The sequence below is a fragment of the Domibacillus sp. PGB-M46 genome, from assembly GCF_022668875.1.
Taxonomy (GTDB): domain Bacteria; phylum Bacillota; class Bacilli; order Bacillales; family Domibacillaceae; genus Domibacillus.
In genome coordinates this window covers 70,610-84,930 of record NZ_JAKGCR010000013.1, presented here as the reverse complement: position 1 = coordinate 84,930, position 14,321 = coordinate 70,610, and the positions used below count along the sequence as shown (strand labels likewise).

Genomic DNA, 14,321 nt, shown 5'->3' with positions numbered 1-14,321 from the left:
AACGGGAAAGGAGATTAGCTATGAAGAAAAAAATCCGGCCGGACGGCAAAGAGAAAGTAACAGGCCGCTTAAAATATTTAACGGATCTTACATTTCCAGAGATGCTCTGGGCAAAAGTGTTAAGAAGCGCTTACCCCCATGCCCGTATCCTCTCCCTCTCCACGGAGAAAGCCCGTCAGCTGCCGGGTGTACAGGCGGTTATTACCCACGAAGACGTGCCTGCCTTAAACGGATTTGGCATCGTTACCCCGGATCAGCCGGTTTTATGTAAAGATACAGTTCGATATGTGGGAGATGCGGTTGCAGCTGTTGCTGCAGAGTCGGTAGAAATTGCTGCACGAGCGCTTGAACTGATCGAGGTGCACTATGAACCGCTTCCTGTAGTGGACAGTCCAGAAAAAGCATTGGCCAAGTCGGCTCCTCTTCTTCACCCAGGCGGCAATATCCTTCACCGTGCCGGCTTTCAAAGAGGCGATATCCAAACAGCGTTTTCGCGATGCGTAAACGTTGTGGAGGAAACATATGAAGTTCCCCGGCAGCTTCATGCTTATATGGAAACAGAAGGCGGCGTCATTGTTCCTGAAAAAGACGGGACGCTGACAGTATATGTCGGTACGCAGCACGGTTTTAAAGACCGGTTTCAATTGTCTCGTATTTTAGGCATGCCGGAAGAAGAAATCCGGATTATTTCCAGTCCGATGGGCGGCTCATTCGGTGGAAAAGATGAATTGAATATTCAGCCGTATGGGGCGCTGCTTGCGCTTGCAACAGGCAGGCCAGTGAAAATCCACCAAACAAGGCAGGAATCCATGCGTTCAAGCATTAAACGGCACCCGATGAGCATTACGATGAAAACCGGCGTCGATCAAAATGGGCGGCTGCTTGCCCATCAAACAACGATTACAGCCGATACAGGCGCCTATGCTACATTAGGGCCGGCGATTTTAGACTTCGCTGTTGAGCATGCATGTGGCCCGTACATGATTGAGGCAGTAGACACAAAGGGTGTCTCTGTTTTTACAAACAATGGCGTTTCCGGAGAGTTCCGTGGATTTGGAGGCAATCAGATTACCTTTGCATTGGAAGGGCAGATGGACCGGCTGGCTGCTGCAATTGGGATAGACGCCCTGGAGCTGCGGCGGCTTAATATCCGCCGTGAACAGGATCCTGGACCGCTCGGGCAGCGGATTGTCCAGACAAATGGTGCTTTAGAGGTATTAGAGTCGGCTGCCCAAGTATACCGGGATAAAAAGCAGCAGATGCCGAAAGCGAGCGAGTGGAAGCGGACCGGCATCGGCATGGCTGTGACGATGCATGGCGGCGGGCTTGGCTTTGGGAGAATGGACCCTGCCGGGGGGCGGCTTTCTTTAAAAGAAAACGGAAAGGTTGAAATTGCCTTTGGATTTGAAGAAGCGGGACAGGGGATTCTGGCTGTGATTGAAGCAGTGGCAACAGAAGAACTGGGATGCCGAAAAGAAGACCTTTCCATTGTTATTGGAGATACGGCCCTTGTTCCTTCATCCGGTTCCACTACCGCTTCACGCGGAACAAGTATGGTCTGGCATTCACTTCAGCGGTTAAAAGGGTCTTTTATAAAGCAGGTGCTTGCCCGGGCCGTCCAAAAAACGGGTGCAGAAGAGAGTGTGCTGTCGATTGGACCGGGCGGTGTTTGGAAGAATGGAAAATGCGCGCTTTCCTTTGAATCTCTTGCAGCCGGCGAAGAGCCGATTGTGGTTTCCACCCAGTTTGATTTTCCGGTTTCGCCGGACGCAATTGACTCGGCTCACTACTTATACACGTACAGCGGTGTAGTGGCCCAGACAGAGGTTGATCTTTTAACCGGAAGAATAAAAGTAACCGGGCTGCATCAGTCTACAGCAGCCGGCCCTGTTGTAAACGAAATGGGCTATAGGGGACAAATTGAGGGCGGCGGCGTGATGGCGCTTGGCTACACTTTAATGGAAGATGTGGTGATGACAGAAGGGCAGTATGCGACAGAAAACTTCGATTCTTATTTAGTTCCAGGCATTCAAGATGTACCGTTTGACCTGGAGCTTGAAGCGATTGAGACGCTTCCTCCTGGAGATCATTACGGACCGCGGGGTGTTGGCGAAATTGGAACGGTAGCCGTGGCGCCAGCAATTGCCAATGCGATCTACGATGCAATCGGCTTTCGGGTCAGCCGTCTGCCGGTAAAGCCGGAGGCTGTGCTGCAGTCGATGGAAAGGGGTGTCCTGTATGAAAACCAATCCTGAAAAAGCAGGCGCTGGAGTGATAGGGCTGTCCTTTCGGTTAAATGGTAAGCCTGTTCAATTAACCGTTCCGCCTGTTATAAGAGCTGTTGATTTAATCCGAAATGAGCTTGGTCAAACCGGCACAAAAATTTCATGCGGCATCGGACGCTGTGGAGCCTGTTCGGTTTTGATCAATGGTAAACTGTCTGTTTCGTGCCTGACACTCGCTTACCAGCTTGAAGGGGCTTCGGTAGAAACGGTTGAAGGGCTTTCTGATCAAAACGGAGTGCATCCTATCCAAGAAGCATTTCTCGAAGAAGGCGGCTTTCAATGCGGTTACTGCACACCGGGCATGGTCATGGCGGCAAAATGCCTGCTTGAATCAAATCCAAAGCCGAGTGAGGCGGCAATTCAGGAAGCTTTTTCGGGCAATCTTTGCCGATGCACAGGGTACGGCGGCATCATCCGGTCTGTTCAGCGGGCTTGTTCTTCTTAAATGCTGTTAAATTAGTTCATTAAAAAGAGCGTAATATACCGTTACGCTCTCAGACTGCAGACAAAAGATATGGATGACCGTGCACATGAACAGGATGGGTCGGCAGCGTCCGGGCAGCTCCGCTTTCCCTTGGGCAGGTGCTGAACCCGACTTCGCCTGGCGGCTCCACCGGTCTCAGCTGCCCGCTAGTCCCATAGGAGTCTGCGCTGCCCTCCCGCCGCAGCCAAGTGGCTTGCGCCAGGATTGTATAGAGTTAATAGGGCTGTATCTTTCGGTTTAAAAAAGAGAAAATTTCTATTTGGCCCCTGCTTATCGATCTTCCACACCGACTGCCGGATGAAGAAGACTCCTGCGGGAAATACAGTGAGTCAGGAGATCCCGCAGGCGCAGCCGGTTAGGCTCCCGCACGCAAAGTCCGGCAGGCTTCACTGATCGGCTCTTTTTTAAAAGCGAAAGACTTTACCTGCATATTGGGAACGTAACATATGGTTACACTCTGTTTGATTTCTAAATAACATAAGCTGTTTCTTTTATTTGAGTACGGGGAAGCGGCACCCACTCAAAGGAGAAAGCAGCCGGGCCTATGGATACAAAAACAAGCAATGAGCCAAAGAAGCTTCTTTGGCTCATTGCTTGTTAAGAGGAAAATAAATGGGCGGACTGCTGTAAGTCTTTTAGTGCTGTCTCTAAACTTGCTTTTACATCCAATTCGCTCACGTGAATACCAATTGTTACCATAGTTTGGGCCACTTCAGGACGAATACCGATAAGAGATGCTTTTACGCCAAGCAGGGACAAGGCATCGATCACCTTGAAAATTTGATCGGCAACCATCGTATCAACCGTTACAACACCGGACAGGTCAAGAAGAAGGTGGGAAAGCTTAAGCTCGGCTGCTTTTTGCAGCACTTCCTCCATCAAAAGAGCTGCCCGTTCTGTGTTCATGCTGCCAATCAGCGGAAGTACAGCTACTCCTTTTGTGATCGGCACAACCGGTACAGAAAGTTCCAAAAGTGCCTGAGCAGATTGCTCAAGTGCTTCTCGATGAAACTTCACATAAGTGATGCTTAACGCATAAACGGCTTGATCAAGCAGCGGATCGATAAGGGCGATGCTGTCAAAAACAGTCTCAACAGACATTTGCTTCTGCTTCATTTCCTGCTTTAATACATCCCAAATAGCCGTCCGGTATATGGTTGTCGTCTGCAGTACATCATCCATTGGCGCATTCAGGCTGCAGGCGATCTCTCCAGTTTTCGCTCCCCATTTGCTAAAGCGTTTTAAAGAAAGGTCGTGGTCAGGCTGTTCGATTAAAGTGTCTGCGAACATTTGAATAAATTGGGCACGGTGTTCGATTGCCCGTTCCTTCTCCCAGCCGGCTTTTTCTTGAATACTTGTTATATGCGAAAGGCTTTGATGAATTTCCTGGGCAATTTCATATTTTACCTCAGACAGTTTCTTTCCAAGAATTCGAATTTCGTTATTCATTTTAACGGCCCCCAGAAAATAGATGCTATACGTACAAAGATACACCGTTTTTCCCTAATTTGAAATGCGAAAATCATAAAAAATCGTGAACAAAATGAACAAAATATTGACAATGTTCTATGGATTGAGATAAATAAGAGAAAGAGTTTTTCCATTAGAAAGTGGGAGGTTACATGTCGATTTTTTGGAGGCGGCCTAAGCTGCTCGGGCAGATGGTTGGTCTTATTTCTATGGTCGTGTTTTTGACGATTCTTTTTGTAAGCGCTATCTTCTTTACTCTTATGGGAGATTTGGCTGAAAAGTCACTGGGCAGCCAGGCGATGACAGTGGCTAAAATGGCTGCTCAAAATGAAACGATTATCCAGGCGTTTAATGATCCAAATCCTCCTCTGCGCATTCAGCCTATTGCTGAAAATATCAGACAATCAACTGGCGCAGGATATGTTGTGATCGGCAATAAATATAACGTCCGTTATTCCCATCACATAACAAAGCATATCGGTAAGAAAATGGGGACGAGCAGCAAGGAAAGTCTCTCAGCAGGAAAATCTGTTGTGTACAAAGGGACAGGTATCTCGGGTTCAGCCATTAAAGCGAAAGCCCCTATTTACAACAAAAATGGAGAAATCATTGGAGTGGCTTCCGTCGGTTTTTTAACAACAGAAGTAGATAAAGCGAGAAATGCCTATTGGTTAAAGCTGCTATGTTTCGCCCTGTTTATTAGTTTATTTGGCATAACAGGAGCTGTTACGATAGCGAAACGGGTGAAAAAATTGATTTTTAATTTAGAACCGGAAGAGATTTCTTTTTTATTTAAAGAAAAGGAAGCGACCCTTGAATCTATTCGGGATGCAACCATTGCAGTAAATAATGATCATCACATAACGTCTATCAACAAAAGAGCGAGAAATCTGCTGGAGGGGCAAATTAGCGAGAAAGGAAAAATAACAAACAGCCGCCTCGTTGGGATGGCTGAATCGATCATCATCCAGAAAAAAAGCATTGTGCGGCAGCGGTTTTTGTTTGGGCATCAGCTTTATGTAGCGGATGGCGCGCCGATTTGGCAGAACAATCAAACAAAGGGAGCGGTTTTAACGATCCGCCCTGTATCGGAAATCGAGAAAATAGAGGAGGAAATGTCAGCGGTCAAAAGCATTACCGACAACATCCGGGCACAAAATCATGAGTATTTAAATAAATTAAACACCATCTATGGGTTGATAGTGTTAGAGCAATATGAGGAGGCAAGGTCATTTATAGCGGACGAAGTAAAAGAGCGGCAGGATGTCGTTGTGTTTTTAACTTCCTCTGTAAAAGATCCGTATATTGCGGCTTGTCTTCTTGGCAAAATCCACCGCTCCAAAGAAATGAAAGTCCATTTTCAGATAGACGAAGACAGCAACTTATCCGTTGTGCCGTCTTCTTTTGACACCAAGCTGTTTGTAACGGTGTTAGGAAATATGATTGATAATGCAATGGAGGCGGCCGTACGGCTAAGAGGAGAAGAAGCGGTAGTCCGTGTTTCGTTTACTGATATTGGCCATGAACTCGTTTTTGATATTGAAGACAATGGTCCGGGTATTCCGCTTGAAGATCAGGACCGGATTTTTGAAGAAGGATTTACGACAAAGGATGGGGACAATCACGGAATTGGACTGGCGATTGTGAAAAATACACTGCAGAAGCTAAAAGGAGATCTTTATCTTTCGAAAAGCTCCTTTGGCGGTGCGCAATTTACCATTACCATTCCAAAGAAGTAAACAAAGGGGGAACCACTTTTATGGCACCGATTAAAGTAATGATTATCGAAGACGATGAGACCACAATCAATATTTATAAAAAGTTTGTGCAAAAGGTAGATGGATTCGAAATTGTAGCATCTGCAAGCCTGGGAAAGCAGGCGTTGGAATTATTAAACGTATTTACACCGGATCTTATTTTGCTTGATGTTTACCTGCCTGATATGAACGGGACTGATTTGTTGTGGGAAATCCGTAAAGAAGTGCGGAGTGTGGATGTCATTATGATTACGGCTGCCAATGATGTTCGAACCGTTAGTGAAGCCATTCGGGGCGGTGCGTACAGTTATATGCTGAAGCCCATTATGATCAACCAGTTTTTATCTACGCTCGAGCAGTACAAAGAAACAAAAAAGAAACTATCTCAGTCTGCTCTTATTGAGCAGGGAGAAGTCAATCGTTTTTTTGGCATCATGGGCCAGGCGGCCGGAGCCGAATATGTAGAGCAAACGGACCAGCTGCCAAAAGGAATTGATAAACATACGTTGAAAAAAGTACGTACGCACTTACATGAAGCTTCTTCAAGCATTAATGCGGAAGAGACAGCACGCGCGACTGGTGCCAGCAATTCCACTGTGCGAAGATACTTAGAATATCTCGTGGCAGCTGAAGAAGCAGAGGTGGAAATTATGTATGGAACGATTGGCCGTCCGGAACGAAGATATCGAAAAAAGTAAAAAGGTGCCCCACATATGTGGAACACCAGCGCTTAATTTCGTTGAACCATAGCCATCCATTCATCAATTTGAAAGGATGCAATGCTTTCACCTTGCATTTTTACTGAAAAATACGTGGCGACAGACGTGTCTGCAGAGAGAAGGTGAGCATCCACTTCCTGAACCTGTCCAGGAGAATCGGTCGTGCGGTGGACCCATTCCGGATAGCCGAGTTCTTTTTTGCGCAACTGCTCCTTTACCAGGCTGAATCCGGCTTCTTGAAACCAGCCCTTCCACTCAGAAATGGTATAACTGCGTACATGGCTGTGGTCACGCAGAGATTCGAGCCGATTCACAAAAGCATCCAGAGCCGGGTCTTCAGGTGCAATATTATCAATTAAAACGAAGCGTCCGCCCGGCTTTAGCACGCGGGCCGCTTCCTGTACAAACAGACGTGGATTTGGAAAGTGATGAGCAGCAATCCGGCAGGTGACTGCATCAAACGTATGCGGCAAAAACGGAAGTGCTTCTGCATCTGCTGCGACGTAAAAGATATTATTGGCGGATGACGCCAAATGTTTTTGGGCAGCTTCAAGCATCGGCACAGTTAAATCAGTGGCAAACACATGAGCAGCATGAGGGGCCAGCGCTTTCGCTGCATGGCCGCCTCCTGTTGCAATATCAAGGACAAGAGAATCGGGACCAATCTTCAGCCATTCGGGGAGAAGGGCAAGGTCCGTTCCTGTTGAATGGGTACTGCTTGTAACATAGTGCTCGGCTGATTTTCCAAACTGGCTTTTCACCCGCTGCTTGGCTGTTTCTGTTGAGTCTTGCAAAAAGATTCCTCCTCCTCGAGCAGAATAAGCTTATTTTTGCATATTAAGCGATTCTAAAATCTCCTGTACCAATTTTTCTTGTTCTTCTAGGAAAGCCGTGAATTCCTCAGAATTTTTATAGCCGTCTTCCCATCCGTTTGTTTCAAGAACTTTTTGCCATTCTGGTGTTTTCACCATTTCTGAAAGTGTTTTGTTCCAGTAATCAACCGCGTAGTCCGGCATTTCTTTCGGTCCGAACAAACCGCGCCAAATCGTAAATTCCGCATCAATTCCGGCTTCCTTGTATGTTGGAATATCCGCATATGTGCCTTTTAACCTCTCTGGAGAAGATACGCCAAGAACACGAACTTTTCCTGCTTTTAAATATTCCCCTGTGCCGGAAATATCTGTAGCAAGCACATCGGCATTGCCACCGATCAGAGCAGTCATCGCTTCCCCTCCGCCATCATAAGAAACATATTTGATTTTCGCAGCGTCAACACCCGCTTTTACAGCAGGGAGCATGGCGACTAAATGATCCTGAGAACCCGGAGACGAGCCGCCTGCCAGTGTTAAACTGTCCGGCTTCGCTTTTAAGTCCTTGAATAGTGATTCTAAATCTTTATACTTTGAATCTGCCGGAACGACAATCGCTCCGTAATCTTTCGTAAGCTGGGCAATTGGCGTTAAATCCCTATAGGAATGCGGGCTGTTTCCTTCTTTTTTCAAATTGTTAATAAGCAGTGGAACAGAAGGAAGAAACAGCCGGTAAGGGTCTTTAGAATCCTGGCTGATAAAATCCGCTAGTCCGACTGCCTGTCCGCCGCCTGGCTTGTTTTCAACGGTCATGGACTGCTCTGTTAATCCCGTTTCATTTAATACTTTCGTTAAAGCGCGTGCAGTTGTATCAAGCCCGCCGCCTGCTCCGGACGGCGCATTAATGACAATCGGCTTTTCCGGATAAGCAGCGCTTTCTTCTTTGCTTCCTCCAGAGGAAGAAGAAGTAGAATTGCTGCATGCTGCTAAGCTAAGTGCAAGCGCACCGGCCGTAATCAGACTGCCCCACTTTTTTACCTTGAACGTCACACTCATTGAAATGCCCCCTTTATTTTGGTAACGCTTTCATTTACGAATGGTACCACCAACGAATGAACAGGAATAGTTTCTGTTCATTCATCTCATAAAGATCATTAAACGGTATTAACGTCATATTTTTCACGGAAAATAAATGCTGCGTTGAAAATATGATCGTTATTCAAGTTATGGAGAAAAACTTCTATCGGCGGGCAGAAGCTGATACTTTTTAGGAAAGCGTTTACATTTAAACGAAATAAATGCGGGGGTGTATGAAATGAGCAGGACATTCGATCGTTATGCCAGCATTATCTTTCTTCTAATAGGCGTCTTTTTTATTACAGAAAGCCGCAAAATTGCTGCCACTTCTTACGGAAGCAACGTGGGACCGGATATTTTTCCAATCGGACTCGGCATTTTACTGATCTTATTAAGTATCAAACTTTTTATCGAAGCCGTAAAAAGTAAACAGGAAGCAAGAGGAGGAGAAAAGCCGGATTACAAAAGATTTTTCATTATCTTTGCAGCCGCTATTCTTTACATTGTGCTGCTGGAGCCGCTTGGTTATGTGATTACAACCTTTTTATTTTTACTGATCGGATTTCAAGTGCTGGAAAGAGGCGGCTGGCTGAAAAGCATTGTGATCGCCGCGGCGTTTTCTTTTGGGGTTTACTATATTTTTGTCGGTCTTTTACAAGGCTCGCTGCCAGGATTTCCGGTTTAAATTAAAGGAGGTGCTTACACATGGATACAGTACAATTTTTAATGAATGGGTTCGGGGTTGCCATGCAGTGGCAAAACTTATTGTTTGCTTTTTGCGGTGTCCTGATTGGGACGGCGGTGGGCGTGCTGCCGGGAATTGGGCCTATGAGCGGCGTGGCTCTTTTAATTCCGATTACCGCAACGCTTACATCAGGCCTTGACCCGCAAAGCGCTGCTGCCAGTTCGATTATTTTGCTTGCAGGTGTATATTATGGAGCCATGTATGGAGGATCGACTACCTCGATTTTATTAAATACGCCGGGAGAATCTTCTTCAGTTGTAACGGCGCTGGATGGTTACCAAATGGCAAGGCAGGGACGGGCTGGCGCAGCACTTTCTATTTCTGCTATCGGCTCATTTGTGGCAGGGATTGTTGCGCTTCTGGGTTTAACCCTGCTGGCAAAGCCGCTGTCCCAATTAGCTCTTTCATTCGGGCCGGCTGAGTATTTTTCGCTGATGCTTCTCGGCTTGTGCGCGGTCAGCGGACTGGCAGGAAGCTCGATTACAAAAGCACTGATCATGACAGTGGCCGGCCTGCTTTTAGCGACTATCGGAATGGACAATGTATCCGGCGTTTCCCGTTTTACGTACAATAACCCTTATTTATATTCAGGACTTGAGTTTTTAACAGTGGCGGTGGGGTTATTCGCACTTGGTGAAGTATTCCGGACGATTCTGGACAAAGACAATGATGACGGAAAGGTCGCCAAAGTAGGGCGGATTTTGCCGACAAAACAGGATATGAAAGAAAGCACCGGACCGATCGTCCGCGGCTCACTGCTCGGCTTTTTTATTGGTGTGCTGCCGGGTGCGGGCGCGACGCTTGCCTCTTTCTTTTCTTATATTACTGAAAAGAAAATAAGTAAACGTCCGGAAACATTCGGCCACGGAGCAATTGCGGGAGTAGCTGCACCCGAGTCTGCCAACAATGGAGCATCCGGCGGCGCCATGATCCCGCTCCTGACAATGGGTATTCCGGGCTCCGGCACAACCGCTATTTTGATGGGAGCTCTTATTATGTATAACGTACAGCCAGGTCCGCTGTTGTTTGAAGACAACCCGCAGGTAGCATGGGGCTTGATTGCCAGTATGTTTATCGGTAATGTGATGCTGCTTATTTTAAACATGCCGCTTGTAAAAGTGTTTGCCAAGGTGATTGATACGCCTGCCAAATACTTGCTGCCGATTATTGTGGCAATTTCCATTTTTGGTGTGTATGCCGTACAATTTAACATTTTTGATTTGGCTTTACTGCTTGCCTGCGGACTGCTCGGTTACTTTTTAACGAAAAATGACTATCCGGTCGCGCCGCTCGTTTTAGCGCTGGTGCTTGGTCCGATGATTGAAAATAATATGCGCCGCGCCCTTACTTCTTCCAATGGTGATTTTTCTATTTTTGTCACAAGCCCGGTGTCACTCTTGTTCCTGCTGATTGGTGCTTTATGGATCAGTATTCCGCTTATTATGAAAATGCGCGGACGTTCCGTCATTATTAACGAAGAAGATTAAGGGGGAGCCGATATGGAACTCGGAGGGACATTTGCCCGTTTCGTGGTGGAATTAAACAAAGCGGCTCAGCCGTTTCAATCGAGCATCGTGTTAAAAACAGATCATCGCAGCATTGATGTAAAAAGTATTTTAGGACTGACGCATTCCGTTTTAACCTCCAAAACATTTCAGCTTGAGATTCATGGGCCGGATGAAGAAGAGGCGAAGCAGGAAATGGTAAAAGTATTTCACCAGTTTCATATGCCGGTAGAAGTGAATGAATAAAGAAGCGGTCCGTACAGGACCGCTCTTTTTCTTTTGTTTTTTGAATCGTATACTTTTGAGCAATAGCTGTTTCTATATAAAAAATAAAATCCGCCCTGCAAAGAGCGGATTTTTCATTTTATGGTTTAAGGATCACTTTAATACATTCATCTGCGTGATCATTAAACATTTGATAAGCCTCGCCTGCCTGCTCGAGCGGCACTTTGTGGGTAATAATTTCTGTCGGGTCAATCTCGCCGGCTGTAATTTTCTCAAACAGCTCCGGCATGTAATGAATGACAGGTGCCTGGCCCATTTTTACGGTAATATTCCGCTCAAACAAGTAGCCGAGCGGGAACATGTTATACAAAGAACCGTAAACGCCAGTGAGCTGGATTGTTCCGAACTTGCGAACCGCTCTCAAGGCGATTTGGATCGCGCTTAATGTGCCGCCCTGCAGCTTGAGTTTTTGTTCGATCGCTTCAACTGGCGATTTTTTTCCGTCCATGCCGACACAGTCAATGACAATATCCGCGCCGCCATTGGTAATCTCCCTTAAATGATCGCCCATGTTTTTATATTCCGAGAAATTAAATACCTCAACGTTATTCATCTTCTTGGCATGAGCCAGGCGGTACGGAACGTGGTCCACAGCAATGACCCGCTTGGCGCCTTTCATCCAGGCAAACTTCTGTGTTAATAAGCCAACCGGCCCGCAGCCAAGCACAACGACCGTGTCTCCTGCTTTCACCCCGGAATTTTCAACACTCCAATAAGCAGTGGGTAAAATATCGGATAGAAATAAAACCGATTCATCCTCAAGCTCGCATGATTCCGGAATCACAAAAGGCATAAAGTTTCCGTATGGCACGCGCAGATATTCGGCCTGGCCGCCAGGGAAGTTTCCATAGCGCTGTGTAAAGCCGAAATAACCGCCCGAATCGACATGAGGGTTGGCGTTAGAGTTGTCGCACTGGCTCTCCATATCATGATTACAATAGAAGCACTGGCCGCAGGAAACATTAAACGGCAGCACCACGCGGTCGCCTTTTTTAACTTTCGTGACGTCTGGCCCGACTTCCTCTACAATTCCCATCGGTTCATGACCGATGACATAGTCGTCTTCTGCCGGCGGCAGGGCACCCTGGTAAATATGCAAATCAGAGCCGCAAATGGCTGTTGAGGTAACACGGACAATAATGTCTTCCCGCTTTTGAATCGTTGGATCCGCTACATTCTTCACCTGCATGTTCTTAATGCCTTGATACGTAACTGCGCGCATGAAAAAACCTCCTGATTTTGAGAATAGTTTTCTTTTACCCGCATGACGGAATATTATGCTGAAAAAACGTGTATTCCTTTTTAAATGGTACAGGTTTTTTTTCCTGTTATAGTGGAAACAAGGAATCTTTAAAACAAAGAAAGGCGGATCACAAATGAATCAGTTATATGATTATCATGTATGGGCGAATCAACGAATGCTGGATCATCTGGCTTCGTACCCTTCCGTTTTTACCAAACCGATGGCAGGGCCGTTTTCCTCTATCGCCCGGACATTTGAGCATATTTATGACGTGGACCGGCTATGGTTTTCACGAATGAAACAATCCAGAGAACCGGCAGGCGGCGAAACAGCCTTTTCGACTGCGGCAGAAGCGAAAAAAGCTTTTGAGGATCTCGGAAAAGAAATGAGTGTTTTTTTACGGGAGGCACGAAGCGGTGATACAATGATTCACTATCGAACGAAAGAAGGGGTGCCCTTTCAAAATACGTTATCTGAGCTTGTGACCCATGTAGTCAATCACGGCACTTCCCACCGTGGAAATGTGGTGGTGATGATGAGAACAGCAGGATACGGGAGCTGCCCGACTGATTTTATTTATTTTTTGCGGGACAATCCAGCTACATAAAGTAAAAAAGGCCGCTTGTTTAAAGCGGCCCTTTTTCACAGCTATTCTAAATTGGCATGGCGCCCGTACATACGGCCGGAATCCATCCCGCGTTTTTCCATGATCATTAAAATGAGCGAATCATAAAACAGCAATAAGCTTTGTTCAAACAAAGAACCCATCGGCTGAATCGATTTATTGTTTGTATCGGCTTTTGTCTGAGCAGGAATCTCAATGACGATGTCTGCAATCCGGCCGATCGATGAATCCGGAACGATTGTAACAGCCGCTACATCCGCACCGATCGACTTGGCTTTTTCCGCCATCGCCACAAGGCTTTTTGTTTCACCCGAACCGGAACCGACGATAAACAAATCGCCTTCTTCTACATTTGGCGTGATCGTTTCGCCTACAACATACGGATCTAGGCCGACATGCATCATGCGCATCGCGAAGGATTTTGCCATAAACCCGGAGCGTCCTGCGCCCGCTACAAAGATTTTTTTCGCTTCAAGGATGTGGTTCACCAGCTGCGTTGCGTCTTCATCACGGATAAGCTGAGCTGTTGTGTGAACCTCCTGCAGAATGCGTTCAAGCTGCTTGGTCATTCAACCGTAACCGCTTCTTTGACAAGCTTCTGCATTTTGGCAGCTGCTGCTTTTTTATCGTCTTGGCCAGTGATCCCGCCTCCTACGATAACAAGATCCGGCTGTTCTTGAATTACTTCTGGAAGTGTTTCAAGCTTAATCCCGCCGGCAATCGCTGTTTTCGCATTTTTGACGACACCTTTAATTGTATGCAGGTCTTCAAAGGAGTTTTTACCGACTGCCTGCAAATCATAGCCCGTATGGACGCAGATATAATCCACACCAAGAGCATCAAGTTCCTGCGCGCGCGTTTTAATATCTTTGACCGCGATCATATCTACAAGAATTTGTTTGCCTTGTTTTTTCGCTTCTTCTACAGCGCCTTTAATGGATGCATCTTCCGCCTGGCCAAGGATAGTCACAATGTCCGCACCTGCTGCTGAAGCTTGTGACACTTCGTAGCCGGCTGCATCCATAATTTTAAGATCCGCCAGCACGTCCAGGTTCGGGAACGCTTCTTTCATAGCTTTAACCGCGTGAAGCCCTTCGTTAATGATAACAGGCGTGCCAATTTCAACGATGTCAATGTGATCCTGTACTTCCTTCACAAGCTCGATACCTTCCGGAATGTTTACAAGGTCTAACGCTAATTGTAATTTCATAATAACATGCTCCTTTTTTGTTTGATGTTGTTCATTGTAAAGTGAAGCTGAGCAAAAAAGAAGTACGCACTTTAAACTCATATAGTGCTGAAAAGTATACTGTGCAA

General features: G+C 46.4%; 14 protein-coding genes. 8 read left to right on the top strand and 6 right to left on the bottom strand.

Going from position 1 to position 14,321, the window contains the following annotated elements; genetic code table 11:
• The first annotated feature begins 20 nt into the window (after positions 1-20).
• Positions 21-2,255: a xanthine dehydrogenase subunit D gene (gene pucD, locus L2D08_RS15215; protein ID WP_242234851.1), complete on the top strand. Its 2,235-nt coding sequence runs from the start codon at positions 21-23 to the stop codon at positions 2,253-2,255.
• Entirely contained in the window at positions 2,239-2,730 is a 492-nt protein-coding gene (locus tag L2D08_RS15210; protein WP_242234850.1) for a (2Fe-2S)-binding protein, read from the top strand. Before pucD ends, L2D08_RS15210 begins: the two co-directional genes overlap by 17 nt.
• A 636-nt stretch (positions 2,731-3,366) precedes the next feature.
• Here the strand turns inward: L2D08_RS15210 and L2D08_RS15205 are convergent.
• On the bottom strand, positions 3,367-4,218 hold the full coding sequence (locus L2D08_RS15205; RefSeq protein ID WP_242234849.1) for an STAS domain-containing protein: 852 nt from the start codon (positions 4,216-4,218) through the stop codon (positions 3,367-3,369).
• Positions 4,219-4,391: 173 nt separating this feature from the next.
• Between L2D08_RS15205 and L2D08_RS15200 the strand changes: the two genes are divergently transcribed.
• Both L2D08_RS15200 and L2D08_RS15195 read left to right on the top strand, forming a co-directional pair.
• Positions 4,392-5,978 carry an ATP-binding protein gene (locus tag L2D08_RS15200; RefSeq protein WP_242234846.1) on the top strand — a complete coding sequence of 529 codons (1,587 nt, stop codon included), beginning with the start codon at positions 4,392-4,394 and terminating at the stop codon, positions 5,976-5,978.
• 20 nt (positions 5,979-5,998) lie between these two features.
• Positions 5,999-6,694, top strand: a complete 696-nt coding sequence (locus L2D08_RS15195) for a response regulator (RefSeq protein ID WP_242234844.1) — start codon at positions 5,999-6,001, stop codon at positions 6,692-6,694.
• A 32-nt stretch (positions 6,695-6,726) separates the two neighbouring features.
• Here the strand turns inward: L2D08_RS15195 and L2D08_RS15190 are convergent, their stop codons facing one another.
• Together L2D08_RS15190 and L2D08_RS15185 are read right to left on the bottom strand one after the other, a co-directional pair.
• Entirely contained in the window at positions 6,727-7,509 is a 783-nt protein-coding gene (locus tag L2D08_RS15190; RefSeq protein ID WP_242234843.1) for a class I SAM-dependent methyltransferase, read from the bottom strand.
• 30 nt (positions 7,510-7,539) lie between these two features.
• Complete coding sequence (locus tag L2D08_RS15185) at positions 7,540-8,580, bottom strand: tripartite tricarboxylate transporter substrate binding protein (RefSeq protein ID WP_242234841.1); 1,041 nt, start codon at positions 8,578-8,580, stop codon at positions 7,540-7,542.
• A 259-nt stretch (positions 8,581-8,839) separates the two neighbouring features.
• Here L2D08_RS15185 and L2D08_RS15180 point away from each other — a divergent pair, with 259 nt between their 5' ends.
• The 3 genes from L2D08_RS15180 to L2D08_RS15170 are packed head-to-tail and all read left to right on the top strand — an operon-like array spanning position 8,840 to position 11,097.
• Positions 8,840-9,286: a tripartite tricarboxylate transporter TctB family protein gene (locus L2D08_RS15180; RefSeq protein WP_242234839.1), complete on the top strand. Its 447-nt coding sequence runs from the start codon at positions 8,840-8,842 to the stop codon at positions 9,284-9,286.
• 20 nt (positions 9,287-9,306) lie between these two features.
• Positions 9,307-10,833, top strand: a complete 1,527-nt coding sequence (locus tag L2D08_RS15175) for a tripartite tricarboxylate transporter permease (RefSeq protein ID WP_242234837.1) — start codon at positions 9,307-9,309, stop codon at positions 10,831-10,833.
• A gap of 12 nt (positions 10,834-10,845) precedes the next feature.
• Positions 10,846-11,097 carry an HPr family phosphocarrier protein gene (locus L2D08_RS15170; RefSeq protein ID WP_242234835.1) on the top strand — a complete coding sequence of 84 codons (252 nt, stop codon included), beginning with the start codon at positions 10,846-10,848 and terminating at the stop codon, positions 11,095-11,097.
• A 118-nt stretch (positions 11,098-11,215) separates the two neighbouring features.
• Here L2D08_RS15170 and L2D08_RS15165 read toward each other — a convergent pair whose 3' ends face one another.
• Positions 11,216-12,358, bottom strand: coding sequence for a zinc-dependent alcohol dehydrogenase (locus L2D08_RS15165; protein WP_242234833.1), 1,143 nt, complete (start codon positions 12,356-12,358; stop codon positions 11,216-11,218).
• Positions 12,359-12,512: 154 nt separating this feature from the next.
• On the opposite strand from L2D08_RS15165, the gene L2D08_RS15160 reads away from it, so the two are divergent.
• Positions 12,513-12,986 (top strand): DinB family protein, encoded by a 474-nt coding sequence (locus tag L2D08_RS15160; RefSeq protein WP_242234832.1) that lies wholly within the window; start codon positions 12,513-12,515, stop codon positions 12,984-12,986.
• A gap of 41 nt (positions 12,987-13,027) precedes the next feature.
• On the opposite strand, the gene hxlB is transcribed toward L2D08_RS15160, so the two are convergent.
• Positions 13,028-13,573, bottom strand: coding sequence for a 6-phospho-3-hexuloisomerase (hxlB, locus tag L2D08_RS15155; RefSeq protein WP_242234831.1), 546 nt, complete (start codon positions 13,571-13,573; stop codon positions 13,028-13,030).
• Positions 13,570-14,214: a 3-hexulose-6-phosphate synthase gene (gene hxlA, locus L2D08_RS15150; protein ID WP_242234830.1), complete on the bottom strand. Its 645-nt coding sequence runs from the start codon at positions 14,212-14,214 to the stop codon at positions 13,570-13,572. Before hxlA ends, hxlB begins: the two co-directional genes overlap by 4 nt.
• Between the last annotated feature and the right edge of the window lie 107 nt (positions 14,215-14,321).